This window comes from Hydrogenophaga defluvii (assembly GCF_042665235.1).
In the GTDB taxonomy this organism is placed as follows: domain Bacteria; phylum Pseudomonadota; class Gammaproteobacteria; order Burkholderiales; family Burkholderiaceae_C; genus Hydrogenophaga; species Hydrogenophaga defluvii_A.
The window spans coordinates 1-17643 of the sequence record NZ_JBHTBZ010000059.1 but is presented as its reverse complement, the minus strand read 5'-3'; the positions used below and the strand labels follow the sequence as shown (position 1 = coordinate 17643).

General features: G+C 64.5%; 18 protein-coding genes. 7 read left to right on the top strand and 11 right to left on the bottom strand.

From position 1 onward, the window contains the following. The first annotated feature begins 148 nt into the window (after nucleotides 1-148). Entirely contained in the window at nucleotides 149-976 is an 828-nt protein-coding gene (proC, locus tag ACFQU0_RS17790) for a pyrroline-5-carboxylate reductase (protein WP_382203069.1), read from the top strand. On the opposite strand, the gene ubiA is transcribed toward proC, so the two are convergent. From ubiA to recG, 3 genes are read right to left on the bottom strand one after another with little or no spacing between them, the layout of a single operon-like run. Continuing rightward, nucleotides 977-1843 (bottom strand): 4-hydroxybenzoate octaprenyltransferase, encoded by an 867-nt coding sequence (gene ubiA, locus ACFQU0_RS17785; protein WP_382203068.1) that lies wholly within the window; start codon nucleotides 1841-1843, stop codon nucleotides 977-979. A 5-nt stretch (nucleotides 1844-1848) separates the two neighbouring features. Next, the gene (locus ACFQU0_RS17780) at nucleotides 1849-2814 is read right to left on the bottom strand and encodes a LysR substrate-binding domain-containing protein (protein WP_382203067.1); all 966 of its coding nucleotides are present in this window, start codon (nucleotides 2812-2814) and stop codon (nucleotides 1849-1851) included. 16 nt (nucleotides 2815-2830) lie between these two features. Beyond that, the gene (gene recG / locus ACFQU0_RS17775) at nucleotides 2831-4903 is read right to left on the bottom strand and encodes an ATP-dependent DNA helicase RecG (RefSeq protein ID WP_382203066.1); all 2073 of its coding nucleotides are present in this window, start codon (nucleotides 4901-4903) and stop codon (nucleotides 2831-2833) included. 56 nt (nucleotides 4904-4959) lie between these two features. Here recG and queA point away from each other — a divergent pair, with 56 nt between their 5' ends. After that, nucleotides 4960-6012: a tRNA preQ1(34) S-adenosylmethionine ribosyltransferase-isomerase QueA gene (gene queA, locus ACFQU0_RS17770; protein WP_382203065.1), complete on the top strand. Its 1053-nt coding sequence runs from the start codon at nucleotides 4960-4962 to the stop codon at nucleotides 6010-6012. Here queA and ACFQU0_RS17765 read toward each other — a convergent pair. The 4 genes from ACFQU0_RS17765 to ACFQU0_RS17750 form a co-directional block, all read right to left on the bottom strand. Beyond that, nucleotides 5991-6365: a type II toxin-antitoxin system VapC family toxin gene (locus ACFQU0_RS17765; protein ID WP_382203064.1), complete on the bottom strand. Its 375-nt coding sequence runs from the start codon at nucleotides 6363-6365 to the stop codon at nucleotides 5991-5993. The genes queA and ACFQU0_RS17765 overlap by 22 nt on opposite strands. Continuing rightward, a complete protein-coding gene (locus ACFQU0_RS17760; RefSeq protein WP_382203063.1) occupies nucleotides 6362-6607 on the bottom strand; it encodes an AbrB/MazE/SpoVT family DNA-binding domain-containing protein in 246 nt (81 codons plus the stop codon). Before ACFQU0_RS17760 ends, ACFQU0_RS17765 begins: the two co-directional genes overlap by 4 nt. A 72-nt stretch (nucleotides 6608-6679) precedes the next feature. Continuing rightward, nucleotides 6680-7174 (bottom strand): aromatic-ring-hydroxylating dioxygenase subunit beta, encoded by a 495-nt coding sequence (locus tag ACFQU0_RS17755; protein WP_382203062.1) that lies wholly within the window; start codon nucleotides 7172-7174, stop codon nucleotides 6680-6682. Next, entirely contained in the window at nucleotides 7171-8445 is a 1275-nt protein-coding gene (locus tag ACFQU0_RS17750; protein ID WP_382203061.1) for an aromatic ring-hydroxylating dioxygenase subunit alpha, read from the bottom strand. The genes ACFQU0_RS17755 and ACFQU0_RS17750 overlap by 4 nt, the downstream gene beginning before the upstream one ends. Before the next feature lie 106 nt (nucleotides 8446-8551). Here ACFQU0_RS17750 and ACFQU0_RS17745 point away from each other — a divergent pair, with 106 nt between their 5' ends. The 4 genes from ACFQU0_RS17745 (at nucleotide 8552) to yiaA (ending at nucleotide 12094) form a co-directional block, all read left to right on the top strand. Next, nucleotides 8552-9469 (top strand): LysR family transcriptional regulator, encoded by a 918-nt coding sequence (locus ACFQU0_RS17745; RefSeq protein WP_382203060.1) that lies wholly within the window; start codon nucleotides 8552-8554, stop codon nucleotides 9467-9469. Nucleotides 9470-9506: 37 nt separating this feature from the next. Then, on the top strand, nucleotides 9507-10724 hold the full coding sequence (gene tgt, locus ACFQU0_RS17740; RefSeq protein ID WP_382203059.1) for a tRNA guanosine(34) transglycosylase Tgt: 1218 nt from the start codon (nucleotides 9507-9509) through the stop codon (nucleotides 10722-10724). Further along, nucleotides 10697-11494 carry a C40 family peptidase gene (locus ACFQU0_RS17735; RefSeq protein ID WP_382203058.1) on the top strand — a complete coding sequence of 266 codons (798 nt, stop codon included), beginning with the start codon at nucleotides 10697-10699 and terminating at the stop codon, nucleotides 11492-11494. Before tgt ends, ACFQU0_RS17735 begins: the two co-directional genes overlap by 28 nt. Before the next feature lie 156 nt (nucleotides 11495-11650). Continuing rightward, on the top strand, nucleotides 11651-12094 hold the full coding sequence (yiaA, locus tag ACFQU0_RS17730; protein ID WP_382203057.1) for an inner membrane protein YiaA: 444 nt from the start codon (nucleotides 11651-11653) through the stop codon (nucleotides 12092-12094). Between the two features lie 19 nt (nucleotides 12095-12113). Here yiaA and ACFQU0_RS17725 read toward each other — a convergent pair whose 3' ends face one another. The 4 genes from ACFQU0_RS17725 to ACFQU0_RS17710 form a co-directional block, all read right to left on the bottom strand. Further along, entirely contained in the window at nucleotides 12114-13199 is a 1086-nt protein-coding gene (locus ACFQU0_RS17725) for a serine endopeptidase (protein ID WP_382203056.1), read from the bottom strand. A 135-nt stretch (nucleotides 13200-13334) separates the two neighbouring features. After that, nucleotides 13335-13835 carry a hypothetical protein gene (locus ACFQU0_RS17720; RefSeq protein WP_382203055.1) on the bottom strand — a complete coding sequence of 167 codons (501 nt, stop codon included), beginning with the start codon at nucleotides 13833-13835 and terminating at the stop codon, nucleotides 13335-13337. A 218-nt stretch (nucleotides 13836-14053) separates the two neighbouring features. Next, on the bottom strand, nucleotides 14054-16003 hold the full coding sequence (locus tag ACFQU0_RS17715) for an MFS transporter (RefSeq protein ID WP_382203054.1): 1950 nt from the start codon (nucleotides 16001-16003) through the stop codon (nucleotides 14054-14056). Between the two features lie 29 nt (nucleotides 16004-16032). After that, the gene (locus ACFQU0_RS17710; protein ID WP_382203053.1) at nucleotides 16033-16794 is read right to left on the bottom strand and encodes a sterol desaturase family protein; all 762 of its coding nucleotides are present in this window, start codon (nucleotides 16792-16794) and stop codon (nucleotides 16033-16035) included. Between the two features lie 122 nt (nucleotides 16795-16916). Here ACFQU0_RS17710 and ACFQU0_RS17705 point away from each other — a divergent pair, with 122 nt between their 5' ends. Further along, the gene (locus ACFQU0_RS17705; protein WP_382203052.1) at nucleotides 16917-17588 is read left to right on the top strand and encodes a helix-turn-helix domain-containing protein; all 672 of its coding nucleotides are present in this window, start codon (nucleotides 16917-16919) and stop codon (nucleotides 17586-17588) included. Nucleotides 17589-17643 lie beyond the last annotated feature (55 nt).

Here is a 17643-nt window from a genome sequence, read left to right as displayed (position 1 = left end):
TGGCTGCCAGCACCATCACATCACGTCAAAGCGGACAATCTACTTGCTACAAAACCGGACAGTTCTATTTGCTGCTGACAGCGGCTGCGCAGAAAATGTGCAGCGGCGACAATGCCGGCCTGCTCCAACCCCTTGCGCCACACACCACATGACCCCAACGTCCCCCTCTCCCCTGGCCTTCATCGGCGGCGGCAACATGGCCAGCGCCATCATCGGCGGCTTGCTCAAACAAGGGCTGCCCGCCGCACTGATTGACGTCGTCGAGCCCTATGCCCCCCAGCGAGACAAGCTGCGCGAGCAGTTTCCGGGCATCACCGTGCTGGAGGCCCCTGGCGTTGCGCTGGCGCGCGCCGGCCTGGTGGTCTGGGCCGTCAAGCCGCAGACCTTCAAAGAGGCCGCCTTGGCCTCTGCACCCCACACCGCCCGCGCGTTGCACCTCAGCGTGGCCGCCGGCATACGCAGCGACAGCATGGCCACTTGGCTGGGCACCGAGCGCATCGTGCGCGCCATGCCCAACACCCCCGCCCTGGTGGGCCAGGGCATGACCGGCCTGTACGCCCGCCCCGGCGCCAGCGCCAGCGACCGCGCCCAGGTGGAGGCCGTCGTGGCCACCACCGGCGCCCATGTGTGGCTGCAGCGGGAAAGTGACCTGGACACCGTGACCGCCCTGTCCGGCTCCGGCCCTGCCTACGTGTTTTATTTCCTGGAAGCCATGCGCGAGGCGGGCATACACATGGGGCTGGACGCAGCCACCGCCCAAAAGCTGGCGATTGGCACCTTTGTCGGCGCGTCTGCCCTGGCCGCCGCCTCGGACGAACCGCCCGAAGTGTTGCGCGAACGCGTCACTTCCAAGGGCGGCACCACCTTTGCTGCCCTCACGTCCATGGAATCGGCGGGCATCAAGGTCGCTTTTGTGGCGGCCATGCACGCGGCGCAGGTGCGCGCCAAAGAACTGGGCGACGAGTTCGGCGCCTGATCAAGCCAGGGCGGATGACACGGCCACGCCCACAAACACCGAGAAGCCCAGCCAGTGGTTGAGCCGGAAGGCCTTGAAACAGCCTTCCCGACTGCGGTCCTTGATCAGCCACACGTGCCAGACCACCTGGCCCAGGGCCACAGCCAAGCCAGCCCACATCAGCCAGCGGCCGGCTGAAGGCATCAGCGGTGCCAGCAACGCGGCCCACACCGCCAGGTAGATCACATAAAACGCGGTGATGGCAGCCACATCCCAGCGCCCCAGGGTGATGGCCGAGGTCTTCATGCCGATCTTGAGGTCGTCGTCCCGGTCGACCATGGCGTATTCGGTGTCGTAGGCCAGCACCCAGAACAGGTTGCCCAGCAGCATGCCCCAGGCCAGCGGCGGGATCTCGCCCTGCGTGGCCGCAAACGCCATGGGGATGCCAAAGCTGAAGGCCACGCCCAGCACCGCCTGTGGCATGGAAACGAACCGCTTGGCATACGGGTAGGCCAGCGTGACCGCCAGCGCCGCAAACGACCAGGCGATGGTCACGGCGTTGGTGGTGAGCACCAACCCGAACGCCGCCAACGCCAACACCGCGCCCACCGCCAGGGCCTCCTTTACACCCACCTTGCCACTGGTGATGGGCCGCTGGGCGGTGCGCTTGACGTGTTTGTCGAACTCACGGTCGGCCACGTCGTTGATGCAGCAGCCCGCGCTGCGCATGAGGATGGTGCCCAGGGTGAACACGGCCAGCAGATGCCAACCCGGAAAGCCACCGGACGCCACCCACAGTGCCGCCAGCGTGGGCCACAGCAACAACAGCCAGCCGGCGGGGCGGTTCCAGCGAATCAGGTCGAGGTACAGGTTCAGTCGGTCCAGCATGTTGATCAGGAAAGGCGTTTGACGCCAGGCAGTTCGCAGCCATAAATGGCGTTGCGCAGGGCAGCGATGGCCTCGTAGCGGGTGAAGCTGCGCCGCCAGGCCAGCACCACGCGGCGCGTGGGCGCTTCACCGGCAAAGGGCAGGTAGCGCACGTAGGCCGAGTCACCAAAGTCCTGGCCCTGCGTCTGTGCGCCGTCGGTGCACAAGGCCGAACGCGGCACCGACAGGCGTGGCACCAGGGTGATGCCCATGCCGGCGGCCACCATGTGTTTGATGGTCTCCAGCGAGGAGCCCTCGAAACTCTTGCGTATGCCCTCGGCCTCGTTGGAAAAACGCGCGAATTCGGGGCACACCTCCAGCACGTGGTCGCGGAAGCAGTGGCCGTTGCCCAACAACAGCATGGTTTCCTGCTTCAGCTCTTCGGCCGTCACGCTGCCCTTTTGCGCCAGCGGGTGCGACACCGGCACCGCCGCGTAAAACGGCTCGTCGTACAGCGGCGCCAGGGCCAGGTTGGTGTCGGGGAAAGGCTCGGCCAGGATGGCGGCGTCGATCTCGCCCAGGCGCAACTGCTCCAGCAGCTTGACGGTGAAGTTCTCCTGCAACATCAGCGGCATTTGGGGCGAGCGCTCGATGACCTGACGCACCAGATCGGGCAACAAATAGGGGCCGATGGTGTAGATCACGCCCAGCTTGAGCGGGCCCGACAGCGGGTCTTTGCCGCGCTTGGCGATCTCCTTGATGCTGGCCGCCTGCTCCAGCACGGTCTGCGCCTGGCGCACGATTTCTTCGCCCAAGGGCGTCACGGCCACCTCGCTGGCATTGCGCTCGAACAGCTTGACCTCCAGCTCTTCTTCAAGCTTCTTGATCGCCACACTCAGCGTGGGCTGCGAGACATGGCAGGCCTCGGCCGCGTGGCCAAAGTGCTTCTCACGCGCCACGGCGACGATGTACTTCAGTTCGGTCAGTGTCATGTCTCCGCCTATCAGCTTATGCCTTCAGATAGTCGGATTTTCCCCCCAACCAGCGTTCCGTGTGGCGTTGCGCCAAATGGGCGTGCTGGTCCAGCATCCGGGGCGCCCAAGCTCGGGCCCATTCCAGCAGGTGGGTGTCGGTGACTAGGTCGGCGAAACGCAGCAGGGGCGCGCCCGACTGGCGGGCGCCCAAAAACTCGCCCGGGCCGCGGATGTCCAGGTCGCGGCGGGCGATCTCGAAGCCGTCGTTGGTCTCGGCCATGGCGCGCAGTCGCTCGCGGGCGGTTTCGCCCAGGCGCCCGCCGTCGGGCGTGCTGTAGAGCAGCACACAGGCCGAAGCCGCCGCGCCGCGCCCCACGCGGCCACGCAGTTGGTGCAACTGGCTGAGGCCAAAACGCTCGGCGTGTTCGATGACCATGAGCGAGGCGTTGGGCACGTCCACGCCCACTTCAATGACCGTGGTGCTGACCAGCACGCCCATGACACCTTCGGTGAACAGTGCCATGACCGCCTTTTTTTCGGCCACTGGCATGCGCGAATGCAGCAGGCCCACCATGACACCCGGCAAGGCTTCAGACAGCTCGGCGTGTGTGGCGGTGGCGTTGCTCAGGTCCAGCACCTCGCTTTCTTCGATCAGCGGGCAGACCCAATACACCTGCCGGCCCTGGGCCAGTTGCGCGCCGATGCGTTCGATCAGCTCGTCGCGCCGGCTGTCGCTGAGCAGCTTGGTGACGATGGGGGTGCGCCCGGGCGGCAACTCGTCGATGGTGGAGACATCGAGGTCGGCGTAGTAGCTCATGGCGAGCGTGCGTGGGATCGGCGTGGCCGACATCATGAGCATGTGTGGCTCTTGCCCGCCTTCACTCATCTTTTCCCGCAAAGCCAGCCGCTGCGCCACACCAAAGCGGTGCTGCTCGTCGATCACGGCCAAGGCCAGGTTCTTGAACTTCACCTTGTCTTGGATCACCGCGTGGGTGCCCACCACCAGCTGGGCGGCGCCGCTCTCCACTTGCGCCAGCATGTCGCGCTTCTGCTTGGTTTTCTGGCTGCCGGTGAGCCAGGCCACGGTGATGCCCAGCGGCTCCAGCCAGTCCACCAGTTTGGCAAAGTGTTGCTCGGCCAGGATTTCGGTCGGCGCCATCAGCGCGCACTGCCAGCCGCTGTCGATGGCGATGGCAGCAGCCAGCGCCGACACCACCGTTTTGCCCGAACCCACATCGCCCTGCAACAGGCGGTGCATGGGCACCCGGCGGGCCAGGTCGCGGGCGATTTCCTCGCCCACGCGGCGCTGGGCGCCGGTCAGGGCAAAGGGCAAGGCGGCCAGCAGCTTTTCGTGCAGCCCCCCGGGGCGGGTGCGCAGGGTCGGCGCGCGCAAGACGTCGCGGGCGCGCTTGGCCGTGAGTTGCGAGAGCTGCTGGGCGAGCAACTCCTCGGCCTTGAGGCGCTGCCAGGCCGGGTGACTCTGGTCTTCTAATGCGGCAAGTGACACATCGGCCGTGGGGTGGTGCAGGTAACGCAGGGCCTCGCGCAGGGTCCAGCCACGCGTTTCACGGCCGGGCAGGTCGCGCAAGGCATCGGGCGGCAGGGTTTCGGACAGGTCGGCCCGGCTCAGACCGCGCTCGACGGCTCGCCGCAAGTAGGCCTGGGGCAGCTGGGCGCTGGTGGGGTAGACGGGCGTGAGCGCCTGCGGCAACGGCCCGCCCGCGGGCGTCACCGTCGGGTGCAGCATCTGGCGGCCGGCAAAGCCTGCGCGCATCTCACCACGCACGCGCACCTGGTTGCCTTCGGCCAGCGCCTTCTGGTGTGAAGGAAAAAAGGTGAAAAAACGCAGCTCCAGCGTGTCGCTGTTGTCCTCAATCAAGGCCTTGAACTGGCGGCGTGCGCCCGGCATCACACCGCTGTGAATCACCGTGCCCTCCACCTGCCCCATCTCGCCATCGCGCACATCGGCAATGCGCTGCAGGCGCGTCTCGTCCACGTAGCGCAGGGGCAGGTGCAGGGCCAGGTCGATGTCGCGCACCAGGCCCAGCTTGCGCATCGCCTTCTGGGCTGGCGACAGGGGTTTGGGGGCGGTGGACACATCGGGCATGGGACAATTGTGCCTTCCCGAATTTCTTGGAACGGGTCTGTCCGGCCCTCAAGCACATGACCGCTGCAACGCGCACTTTCTCCCTGAGCGACTTCGATTTCGCTCTGCCCCCCGAACTCATTGCCCAACACCCCGCGCCCGAACGCAGCGCCTCGCGCCTGCTCGATGGCCGCGCCGCCACGCCGGTGGACCGCGTGTTCCGCGAATTGCCCGGCCTGCTGCGCGAAGGTGATCTGGTCGTCTTCAACAACACCCAGGTGGTCAAGGCCCGGCTCTTTGGTGAAAAGTCCACCGGCGGCAAGGTGGAGCTGCTGGTGGAACGTGTGCTGCAGAACCACGAGGTGGTGGCCCACATGAAGGTCAGCAAAAAGCCCCTGGCGGGCGGTGTGCTGCACATGGTGGGCGACTTCACGGCCACGCTGGTGGGGCGCTGGCCCAACGAAGACGGCCAGCTGTTCCGCTTCCAGTTCTCAGGCGAACCCCACGCCCTGATGGCCGCGCACGGCCACGTGCCGCTGCCGCCCTACATCACCCACTGCGACGACGCCGAGGACGAGCGCCGTTACCAAACCGTGTTCGCCAAGCACCCCGGCGCGGTGGCCGCGCCCACGGCGGCGCTGCACTTCGACGAAAGCGTGCTGGCCGAGCTGAAGGCGCGTGGTATCCACACCGCCGAGGTCACGCTGCACGTGGGCGCCGGCACCTTCCAGCCGGTCAAGACCGAAAACATCGCCGAACACACCATGCACGCCGAGTGGTACCGCGTGCCGCCCGAAACCCAGCAAGCCATTGCCGACTGCCGCGCGCGCGGCGGCCGCGTGCTGGGCGTGGGCACCACCACCGTGCGCACGCTGGAGAGCTGGGCCGCGTTCGGCCAAGCCGACGGCGACACCCAAATCTTCATCACGCCGGGCTTCCGCTTCCAGGTGATTGACCTGCTGTTGACCAACTTCCACCTGCCCAAAAGCACGCTCATGATGCTGGTGAGCGCCTTTGCGGGTTACGAGCACATCATGGCGCTGTACCGGCACGCCATCGCGCAGGGCTACCGCTTCTTCAGTTATGGCGACGCGATGCTGCTGGAGCGTCAGGACTTCGCAAAACACTGAACACCGGGCAGGCCCTGGTAGTCGATGTCCTGCGTCCAGAAGGTGGCGCCGTGCTCCAGCGCCAGGCTGTACATGACCGCGTCGGCCATGGCCAGGTTGTGCCGTGCCGACACCTCGGCGGCGGCCACCGCACGCGCGTCGGTCAGCGCCAGCACGCGGCCCAGGCGCATCACGTCCAGACAGGTGCGCACCATGTCGGGTGCCACTTTGCGGCTGAGGATTTTGTGGACTTCGTACAGCGCGATGACGGGTACCAGAAGATCGGCGCGCTGCTCAATGGGCTCAGCGAACAGATTGGCCCGGGGCGTGTCCAGCAAATACTCGATCCAGCCCGATGAATCCACCACGTTCACAGAAACTCCCGGTCTTTCTCCTTGGGGATCTCCAGGTCGGCAGGGTCCAGGTTGTAGGGCTTGAGAATGCCACGGTAGGCGCTGATGGGCACTTCGGGCTTGATCACCAGTTCCTTACCGCGCAACTCAAAACGGATGTGCGAACCCGGGCCTATGCCCAATTGCGCGCGCATGGCGGCCGGCAACGTGACCTGCCCTTTGCTGGACACAACGGCGTCTGAAACCACAAGATCGGCTTGCATGGTGAAACTCCTTGAACCGCCTCAATGTAAAGCGATCCACAAAGTAAAGCAAGACCGAATTGTAAAGCGACGTCAAATCGGGTAAATCAGCGAATTGGGGATCATCTCGCTGTCAAAGATGCAACGCCGCTCGGCAAAACGCAGGCCCTCGGGCGTGCGCACCACCACGTCGAGGTAGCGGCCCACGTTGAACACGGTGCTGGGACCATCGAGTTTGGTGCGAAACACCGCGTAGTTGGCCTCGCAATGCAGGCCTCGCGCGTCGATGTGGCGCACCACCGGGGCGCCCACCACGTGGCGCTGGTAGTAGGGGTCGTGGAACAGCGTCTCGCGGATGGCGTAAATGCGGTCGCGCAGCATGGCCTGGCTGTCGAACGACAAGGTGGCCAGCGCAAAGCCCCGTTCGTGGTTTTCGCGCGGCTGCACTTGGTACAGGCAGCGTTCGGTGAAGAAGCCGGGCCATCGGTCCCACTCAGCGCTGTCCAGCGCGTGGGCGTAGTCGGCGTACAGGCGCGTCAGTGCCTGGTGGGTGTCGAAGTCCAGTTGCAGAAAATCAGCCACCGTCATGCCTCCATCACTTTGCGCCAGTAGTCGTACATGCCCCGAATCAGCGTTTCGGTGATCATGTGTTCGGTGTCGCCCGCCTCGCGGCCACCCAGTTCGGCCACGGCCCGGTGCCCGGGCTTGCTGTCGAAGGCTTGCTGCGAGAACTCGATCACCTCGCCATCGTCGGCACTCACAAAACCGGCCGGCCCGAACAGGTTGGCCTGGCGCAGCCGGCGCTCGGTCATCTCGGGTGTGTCGTCGGCAAAGCCGAAGTGCGTCCACACAAAGTCGAAATGGCCGTGTCCGTCGGGCTGAATGTGGCGGGTGGACACGCTGTTGACCTGCTGCTGGAAGATCACACTGGGAAACAGGGTCATCATCACCGCCGTGGGCCCGTTCCACCAGGGCTCCGGCACGATGTCCAGAAAGCGAGCGTCCTCCAGTTGCATGCGGGCCTTGAAGCTGGACACCTGCGTCACCTGCGCGGCCTCGCCGCCGGCCTGCCCACCCGAACCCCGGGTGGAGATCATGGCGGCGTGGCGTCCATGGGCATCCATGCGCAGTTGCGACTGGTTGTCGGCCCGCCACAGACCAAAGGTGACAAACCAGGTGTGCAGCAAACCGGGGTGGTAAGGGTCTTTGATGTTCTCCTGCATCAGCTTCCAGTTGCCCGGGATGCGTTGGCGGTTGTAGCCCAGCAAGGTGAGCCGCCGGCCGTTGAAGAGCCGGTCGAAGTAGCCCAGAATGGTGGGCCCCATGTAGTCTTCCAGCGACTCGACCTCGTGGTCGAAAGACGCGAACACGACCCCGCCCCGGCGCGCCACCTTGAGCTTGGTGAGCCCGTGTTGGGTCATGTCGAAATCGGGTGGCATGCCGCCGTTGAGCTGGTCGCCCTGCCGCAGGCCACGGCGGAAGGGCACGTTGCGCAATTCACCGTCGGGGGCGTAGCTCCACTGGTGGTAGGGGCAGACGAAGGTTTTGCGGTTGCCATGGCGCTCGCGGCAAAACCGCATGCCACGGTGGGCACAGACGTTTTCGACGACGTGGATCTCGCCCCCGGCGGCGCGGCTCATGATGACCGAGCGCTCACCCACCACGGTGCGTTTGAAGTCGCCTTCGTTCGGAATTTCCGCCTCCAGCCCCACGTAGCACCAGTGGCCACGGTAGAAGAACCGTTCCAACTCGCGGCGGTGGCGCTCTTCGTCGGTGTACACGGCAAACGGAATGCGGCTGCTGTCCTCGCGCTCCCAGGCCAGGGCGTCGGGGCCGGCTGCGCCGGTGGGGGTGGTCATGTGTGTCTCCTCAAGGGGTGTCTGGCACAGATGATGGCGGGCCGACGCACATCCATCAATCGAATCTCGGTGATACGCCTCATTCACGGATGAAATAATGTGGGCCATGGAACTGGCCGACGTCGATCTCAACCTGCTGGTGGTGTTTCATCGCTTGCTGCAAACCCGCCAGGTGTCGCGTGCCGCGCAGGAGCTGCAACTGAGCCAACCGGCCGTGAGCAACGCGCTGCGCCGCCTGCGGCAACTGCTGGGCGACGAGCTGTTTGTGCGCACGCCAACGGGCATGCGGCCCACGCCATATGCGGAACAGCTCGCGGCGCCGGTGGCTCAGGCGCTGGAAGCCCTGCACGCAGCGCTCAACGTGCGCGCCTCGTTCGACCCCAGCACCAGCACGCGGCGCTTCACCCTGGCCCTCACGGACGTAGGCGAGATCTACTTCCTGCCGGTGCTCATGGACGCCCTGGCGCGCGGGGCACCCGGCGTGAAACTGTTGTGTGTGCCGGTGGGCACGCCCACCCTGCGCGACGACATGGCCAGTGGCCGGGTGGACCTGGCCTTGGGCCTGCTGCCACAGCTTCAGGCCGGCTTCTACCAGCAGGCCTTGTTCCGCCAACGTTATGTGGCGCTGATGAACGCCACACATCCGCTGGCGCGCCACAGCACCCTGAGCGCAGCCGCCTACCAGCGCGCCGCGCACGTGCGAGTGGTGGCCGAAGGCACCGGCCACGGGCGGGTGGAAGATGCGTTGGCGCAACTGGGGCTGCAGCGCGACATCCAGCTCACCGTGCCGCACTACGTGGCTTTGGGCCATGTGCTGGCCAGCACCCAACTGGTGGCCACCGTGCCCGAGCGGTTTGCAGACAGGGCGACCGCGCCCTTCGGTCTGGTCGCACGGCCGCTGCGCCTGCGGTTGCCCGATAGCACCATTTGCCAGCTCTGGCACGAGCACCAGCACCGCGACCCTGGGCACCAGTGGCTGCGCACCCAGGTGGCGCAGCTGTTCGCCGACCACCCGGCCCGCTGACCCCACCGTGAGCGGGCCATGGTGGACAATCGCCACCATGCTCCAGTTCCAAGTTCACAAGACCGAGGGCCACGCCCGCCGAGGCACCCTCATGCTCAACCACGGCGTGGTGCAAACGCCCATCTTCATGCCCGTGGGCACCTACGGCACGGTCAAAGGCGTCATGCCGCGCAGCCTGCACGAGATGGGCGCCCAAATCATCCTGGGCAACACCTTCCACCTGTGGATGCGCCCCGGCCTGGACATCATGAAAGGCTTTGGCGGGCTGCACCAGTTCGAGCAATGGAACAAGCCCATCCTCACCGACTCGGGCGGTTTCCAGGTCTGGAGCCTGGGCGCCATGCGCAAGATCACGGAGGAAGGCGTGCACTTCGCCTCGCCCGTGAACGGCGACAAGCTGTTCATGTCGCCCGAGGTCAGCATGCAGATCCAGACCATCCTCAACAGCGACATCGTGATGCAGCTGGACGAGTGCACGCCCTACGAGACCAAGGGCCACCTCACCACAGAGGCCGAGGCGCGCAAGAGCATGGAAATGAGCCGGCGCTGGGCCGTGCGCTCCAAGGCCGAGTTCGAGCGCCTGGGCAACCCCAACGCGCTGTTCGGCATCGTGCAGGGCGGCATGTTTGAAAACCTGCGCCAGGAATCATTGGATGCGTTGGTGGACATGGACTTCCCCGGCTACGCCATTGGCGGCGTGAGCGTGGGCGAGCCCAAAGAGCAGATGCTGCAGATCATGTCCCACACGCCGCACCGCCTGCCCGCCCACAAGCCGCGCTACCTGATGGGCGTGGGCACCCCGGAGGATTTGGTCGAGGGCGTTGCCGGTGGCGTCGACATGTTCGACTGCGTGATGCCCACCCGCAACGCACGCAACGGCACCATCTTCACCCGCCACGGCGATCTGAAAATCCGCAACGCCCGCCACAAGGCCGACCCGCAGCCGCTGGACCCCAGCTGCACCTGCCACGCCTGCGCCGGTGGCAGCGGCGTGCCGTGGAACGACGGCGGCCGCGACGGTTTCAGTCGGGCCTACCTGCACCACCTGGACCGCTGCGGCGAAATGCTCGGCCCCATGCTGACCACCATCCACAACCTGCACTACTACCTCAACCTCATGCGCGAGGTGCGCGAGGCGCTGGATGCGGGCCAGTTCAGCGCCTTCCGCGCGCGCTTCAAGGCGGAGCGCGCGCGGCATCTGAGTTTCGAGGGCAGGGAGACAACAACATGTATTCAAAAAGCGCCGCCACGCTGATGGCGTTGGTGCTTGTGGCGCTGGCGGGCTGCGCCAGCCGCTTCGATCCCGGGGCCCTTGCACAGGGCCAGTCCCCGGTGCAACTGCAAAAACGCTTGCTGCTCACACCCGCCAATGGTGGCCAGCACATTGCCCCCACCGAACTGCAGGCCGGCGATATGGTCCTGTCCAACACGGCCGGGCTGGTGTCGGTTGGTATCCGGCTGCTGACGCTGGCGCCCGTGAGCCATGCGGCCCTCTACCTGGGTGATGGCCAAATCGCCGAAGCCGTGGGCTCGGGCGTTCGCATACGACCCATTGGTGCGTTCATGGCCGACGAATCGACCATCGTCGCCTTCCGTCACCCTGGTTTGCGCCCAGAGCACGCGCAAGCCATGCGCGGGTTTGCCCAAGCCCAAGAAGGTAAAAAGTACAACACCCTCGGCATCGTGCTGCAGGCCCCCTTCACGCTGCAACGCCAGTACTGCGAGCTGCCCATCCTGCCAGGACTGGTGCGTGATTTCTGTCTGCGCGGTCTCGCCGCGGTGCAATTGGGGGCCGCGCGCAACGACCGGTTTTTTTGCTCCCAGTTTGTGCTGACCGCCTACCAGCAGGCCCAATTGCCGCTGACCACGGTGGACCCGCTGCTGGTCAACCCCGCCGGCCTGCTGCACATGCGCGAGGGCGATGTGCCCTCGGTGCGAACCCAACAGGCGCTGCAATATGTGGGCCACCTCAAGTTCGAGCCGGCGCAGAGCGAACCCGCACTGGCTTCCGCCGCAGAGGACTGACTTGGCGGGTCCGATGAGCGTCTGTTTCCGACACACATGGAAACAGCGCTCTTTTGTGGACCATCGCTCGACGTGCCAGTGCGCGTGGCCACGGTGGGTGGGCGCTGGCATCCGCTAAAGTCCCGCATCGTTCAAAAAAATCAGGAGGAAAAATCCATGCCCGCACCCGCTTACGTTGCCCAACGCCCCACCGGGGCTTTCATCGGGGCCTCCTGGGCCGCCCTGCTGGTGGGCGCGGTGGTGTACCTCACGGGTCTGTGGAATGCGCAGATGTTGCTCAACGAAAAAGGCTACTACTTCACCTTGCTGATGTATGGCCTGTTCTCGGCGGTGTCGCTGCAAAAGTCTGTGCGCGACCGCATCGAAGGCATCCCCGTCACCGGCATCTACTACGGCCTGTGCTGGGTTTCGCTGGCCCTTGCGTTGTTGTTGCTGACAGTGGGACTGTGGAACGCCACGCTGGCCGCCAGCGAAAAGGGGTTCTACGCCATGGCCTTCCTGCTCGCGCTGTTTGGCGCCGTGGCGGTGCAGAAGAACATCCGCGATGTGGCGCAGTTCAACCGCGCCCACCCAGAAGAGCCCCTCGTATCCGCTGAATGAGGGCTGCGAACCGGCGCACTCAAACCGCGCTGGCATCCTCAGTCGACAACACGCCCCGCGCCGCGATAGGCGCCTCGGACAAGGTACCGCACGAAAAACAGTAGCGAGCAAACGCGTTCTTGCGTGTGCTGCAGTGACCACAGCGGTCAAACAGGCACAGACCACAGTGTGGGCAGAAGTCGGTTTTGCCGTCTTTCATGTCCACCGTGCGCTCGCAGCCCGGGCATATGCTGCTCGTCATGCGGGCCTGTGCCTGGTCGTAGTCCATGTCGCGCTGGCGCGCCTGGGCGGGCTGGGCTTCAGCGAGCTTCTGCTGCTCCAGATAGCGCTGCAGCGCCTGTATGGCATACCGCCCGCCGATCACCGTGAGCACGATGCCCACGATGTAGCGCACATAGCCACCGTAGCTGGGCAGATAGGGCACCAGCTCCACGAAAAACGCAAACAAGGCGAAAAAAATGAAGCCCCACACAAAGGGCCATGAAGGGGTCTTGCGCTTCTTGGCGAACAGCCAACCCGCCACCGCCAGCAGCGGCAACGTGAGCAGCAGCCGGTAGCCGAACACACGCAGCTCCTGCGCACGCTGCTCGCCCAGAAACTCAGCTCGCGCGCTGTCTTGCAGGCTATGCAGTTCGTTCTGGGCGCGCTCTGCGGCCTGACGTGCGTCCAGCGCGGCCTGCTGCTGCTTCTCCACCTGGGCCAACGCGTCGCGCTCGGCCTGGCGCAGCTCGTCCAGTTGTTTTGTGCGGACAATCAGCTCTTCATCCTGGTCCTGCCGGGCCGTGACCTTGCGCGTGGCCAGCCAGTTGCTGAAGGTTTCGCGCGCGGCGCGGTTGTTGGCCTCGGCTGACTGTTGGCGCAGCTGTGCCTGATCCAGTGCGTCCTGCGCATCCTTGGCGTTTTTCTGCGCAACGAGGATCGCATTCTTCACCACCGGCGCGCGGGCAGGGTCCAGGTGGTCGTCCAGCGACCGGCGCTCCTCCACCTGCGGCAGATCGCCCACGACGGTGCTGCCCAGGCCCACCAAAAACCACGCAAACAGGAACGCGACCAGCCACAAGCCGCTGTGGAACCATTTTTCAGACAGACGCAGGGTTTTACTCATCTTGTTTCCTCCAGATCAAATTGGCTGGGGCCATGGCGGCCCCGTGCACAGCGCCGTTGCGGGCCAGCCCACCGAATCCACCGACGCCGTCGGTGGATCAAGCCACTGGCGGGCGCTGGATCACCTCGTGCAGGCTCAATTGCCCACGTGCATGGTGAACTCCGCGCCGTTGTTCAGGCGGCAGGTGCCAGTGCCTTGGGTGGCTGAGTTCATCGTGTACTGACAGCTCAGGTAAGCGCCCCGGTTGCCCGCGCCATTGGCCACGCCGTCTCGGTTGGACCCAGTCCTTCGCGTGGCCTCGCCGACAAAACTCTCACCTGCGATCGCGGCGTTGAAAGTGCCCCGCCCTTTCAAATCGTTGCTGACCGTGGCGTGGACGAGCCCATAGCCGCTGGCCAGTTCGTTGGCAGGGTAAAGTCGCGCTGGAAAAATCAATGGCACTGCCGGAGCAGGCGCTGCCGCCGGCGCGCTGCTGGGCAAAGAGGCGGGCTGCCCTGTGCGCGTGTCAATTGGCACCACATAACAACCGGTCAGCGCGACGGTGATCGACACCAGCCCCAGGGCGGACACGGCGCGTGGGATAGAAGAACGATAGAGGGACAACAAACGCATATTCACTTTCATGCCCCAGCACATGCTGGTGGCACGATGTTCAGTGAATCGGGCTAAAGCCACGGCGAGAAACGAGCAAAGTAGCCCAAAACGCCACCCAACGCACCGTTCAGAGATACCACTGACGCAGCTGAACAACCGCCAAGTCCGCCGAAGGTGTCGTTTGGCGAAAGGACAACACGGCGGCATGAGAGACGCCGGCAACTGCTTACCCCCAGTTTTGCAAAGCTCTGGTACGGGGCCTAGCGCGCCAGTCCCGCAACCTGCTCCCGCAAGCCTTCCAAAGTGACACTTTTTGCTGCGATCGCTTGTCCCACATTCAGGCCCACTCGGCTGAACACACCACGGCGAAATGGGCGCACCATCGCCACCCGGTCACCGTTGCGGACTTCCACGCGGCTGAAGTAAGACCCCCACAGGTTGGTCAGCGCCATGGGCACCACCGCCACCGACACGCCCTCCTGCTGGGCCCGCGACAGTATCTTGGCAATGCCCCCTTTGAAGGGCTGAAGCTCGCCGTTCTGGGTGATGCCACCTTCGGGAAAGATGCCCAGCAGATCGCCTTCTCGCAGCACCTGGGCGGCCGCCTCGAAAGCCGCTTCGTAGGCGGCAGCGTCGTCCTTTTGCGGCGCCACCGGAATCGCCTTGGCCAAGCGGAACAGCCAGCCCAGCACCGGCACCTTGAAAATCCGGTGGTCCATCAGAAAGCGGATGGGCCGGGGGCTGGCGGCCATGAGCAACACGGCGTCCACGTAGCTCACATGGTTGCAGGCGAGCACCGCAGCGCCTTCGGTGGGAATGTGCAGATCGCCCTGCACCCGAAAACGGTAGACCAGGCGCGATGCCAGCCAGGCCACAAAACGCAGCAGGTATTCAGGCACCAGCATGAAGATGTAGAAAGCCACCACGGCATTCGCGATGCCAATGAACAGGAACAGCTCGCTGATGCTGAAACCAGCCCCAAGCAAAGCCCCCGCCAGCAGCGAGCTGGCGATCATGAACAAAGCATTGAGGATGTTGTTGGCGGCAATGATGCGGGCACGGTGGGTGGGTTGGCTGCGCATCTGGATCAACGCGTACATGGGCACGCTGTAGATGCCAGCAAACAGCGACAGCAACGCCAGATCGGCCAGAATGCGCCAGTGGGCAGCCTGCGCCAGAAACGACCCGAGCGTGAACGCCGGGCCGGTGGGCGGCAGTCCACGCGAGGCGAAATACAGATCCACCGAAAACACCGTCATGCCGAAGGCGCCCAAGGGCACCAGCCCGATTTCCACATGACGCCGGCTGAGCACTTCGCACATCAGCGCCCCCGCGCCAATGCCAATGGAGAACACCACCAGCAGCAGCGACGCCACCTGCTCGTTGCCGTGCAGCACATCTCGGGCAAAGGCAGGGAAGTTGGCCAGAAACACCGCCCCAAAGAACCACATCCAGCTGATGCCAAGCAGGGATCGAAACACCACCACGTTGGCATGCGCGAGCTTGAGGTTGCGCCAGGTTTCGGTGAACGGGTTCCAATTGATCTGCAACGCGGGGTCGGTGGCTGGAGAGACAGGCACCGCCTGGGCCAGCACGCGCCCCAGCACCGCCAGCCCCAGGCACGCGGCGGCCACATACGCGGGTCCCACCAGCGGCAGGGCGATCAACAAGCCACCGGCCACATTGCCCAGCAGGATGGCCACGAAGGTGCCCATTTCCACCATGCCATTGCCACCCGTGAGTTCGCGCTCGGTGAGGTGCTGCGGCAGGTAGGCAAACTTCACTGGCCCGAACAGCGTGCTGTGCGCGCCCATGAGGAACACGCACATCAACAACACCGGCACGTTCTGCTGCACAAAGCCCCATCCGGCCAGCAGCATGATGGCGATCTCCAGGTTCTTAACAAAGCGGATCAGCACCTCTTTGGGGTACTTGTCGGCCAGTTGCCCGCTGGTGGCCGAAAACAGCAGAAAAGGCAGGATGAACAAAGCCCCGATCACCAGCCCTGCCAGGGCGGGAGGCAGCCACTGCAACTGCACTTGGTAGGTGACCAGAACCGTGAAGGCGAACTTGAAAACATTGTCGTTGCCGGCGCCCAAAAATTGCACCCAGAAGAAGGGGCCGAAACGGCGCTGCGCGAGCAAGGCGAACTGGTTGGTGTGGCTGGGTGGCGTGCGATCCGCCGTGGTTGCCGCAACTTGGCTTGACATCTCTGAGCTCCTCCTGTTCGTCCCGGGTTTCACTGGGAATGGTTTTCGCGATTGTGCTGCACCGCCCGTGCAGGCTCGGCGTGCACATCGCGCCAGCACAACATGTCCCACAGGCGCTCCTCCCGGGCGGCATCAAATCCACAGCTGTGAGTCCATTCGCTCGGGTTCTCGTACGTGCCAAACAGCATGTCCCACCAGGTGATGTCGCCGTAGTTGTTCTTGTGCCGATCGTGCTGGTGATGAATGCGGTGCATTTCGGGACGCTGGAAGACAAACCCCACCCAACGTGGTGTCTTGAGGTTGGTGTGGTAGAAAAATTCACCCAATGCCGTGCACAGCGTGTACACCGCACCGGCCTCTGCCGACAGGCCCAGCGTGGCGAAAACCAACAGGCTCCCGATGAGGGAATTGACCACCATTTCAGCCGGGTGCTTGTAGAAGGACGTGATCACCTCCAGCCGCTGGGGGCTGTGATGGATCTGGTGGAACAGCCGCCAGAGCGTGTCGTTGGTATGACGCACGCGATGCCACCAGTAGAAAATGAAGGTGGCAATGAAGTAGGCGATCAGGCCACCCGCCGCAGGCGACACATGGTCCGACAGGCGAAACAGCGAGGCACCCGAAAGCCAGCGCTCCCAACTCACCCCAGCGAGCAGCACAACCCCCAACTGACACGCATTCATCGCGAGCACGCGCAACGGCCAAGTGGGCACGCGCGGCAAACGCCAGCCCGGACGCAACCGTTCAATAACAATGCAAAAAACAAATGTGACAAGGATGACCGGCAGCATCATGGACCTCTTGAAAAATGGGATGCGACGCACTGTAGAGGGGGCCACACAAGGCGCATGCAACAACCATCAGATCGCCGCCAGAGTGCGCCGACGGTATCGGTTATCGATACCATGTCACCATGAGCACCACCCTCGATCTCGTCACCGCCGTCAAGAAGGAGCTGAAAGCCGCTCAGATGACCTACGCCGACCTGGCCCAGGCCATGGGCATGGCAGAGTCGAGCGTCAAGCGCATGCTGGCCAAAGGCGACATGTCCTTGTCCAGGGTGGACGACATTTGCCGCGCCCTCAAGCTGGACTTCGCCGAGTTGGCGCGGCGCGTGGCCGACACACAACCGCTGCTCAAGGAGATGACCGCCGAGCAGGAACGTGCCGTGGTGGCCGATAAAAAACTGCTGCTGGTGGCCATCTGTGTGCTCAGCCAATGGACGCTGGAGCAAATGACCGCCGCCTACCGCCTGAGCGAGCCCGAATGCGTGAAGTACCTCGCGCAGTTGGACCGCATCGGCATCATCGAGCTGCGCCCGCTCAACCGCTACCGCCTCAAGCTGGCCAAAACCTTCCGTTGGCGCCCGCACGGGCCGGTGATGAACTACTTCCGCGACCACGCCGTGCTGGACTACTTCGCCGGGGGTTTCGATGCCGACGGCGAAGGCGTGATGCTGGTGCACGGCTCCATCAGCCGCGCCTTGGCGCCTGTGTTTCTGGAACGCCTGCAGCGCGTGGCGCAGGACTTTGCCCAACAGCATCAAACCGATCAGAAACTAGTGTGCTGTCCCGCTGATACGTGAGCAAAGTCTATGCAACTTTTCAAGAATCGAATCGGCGGTGGCAGTCCACTTGAAC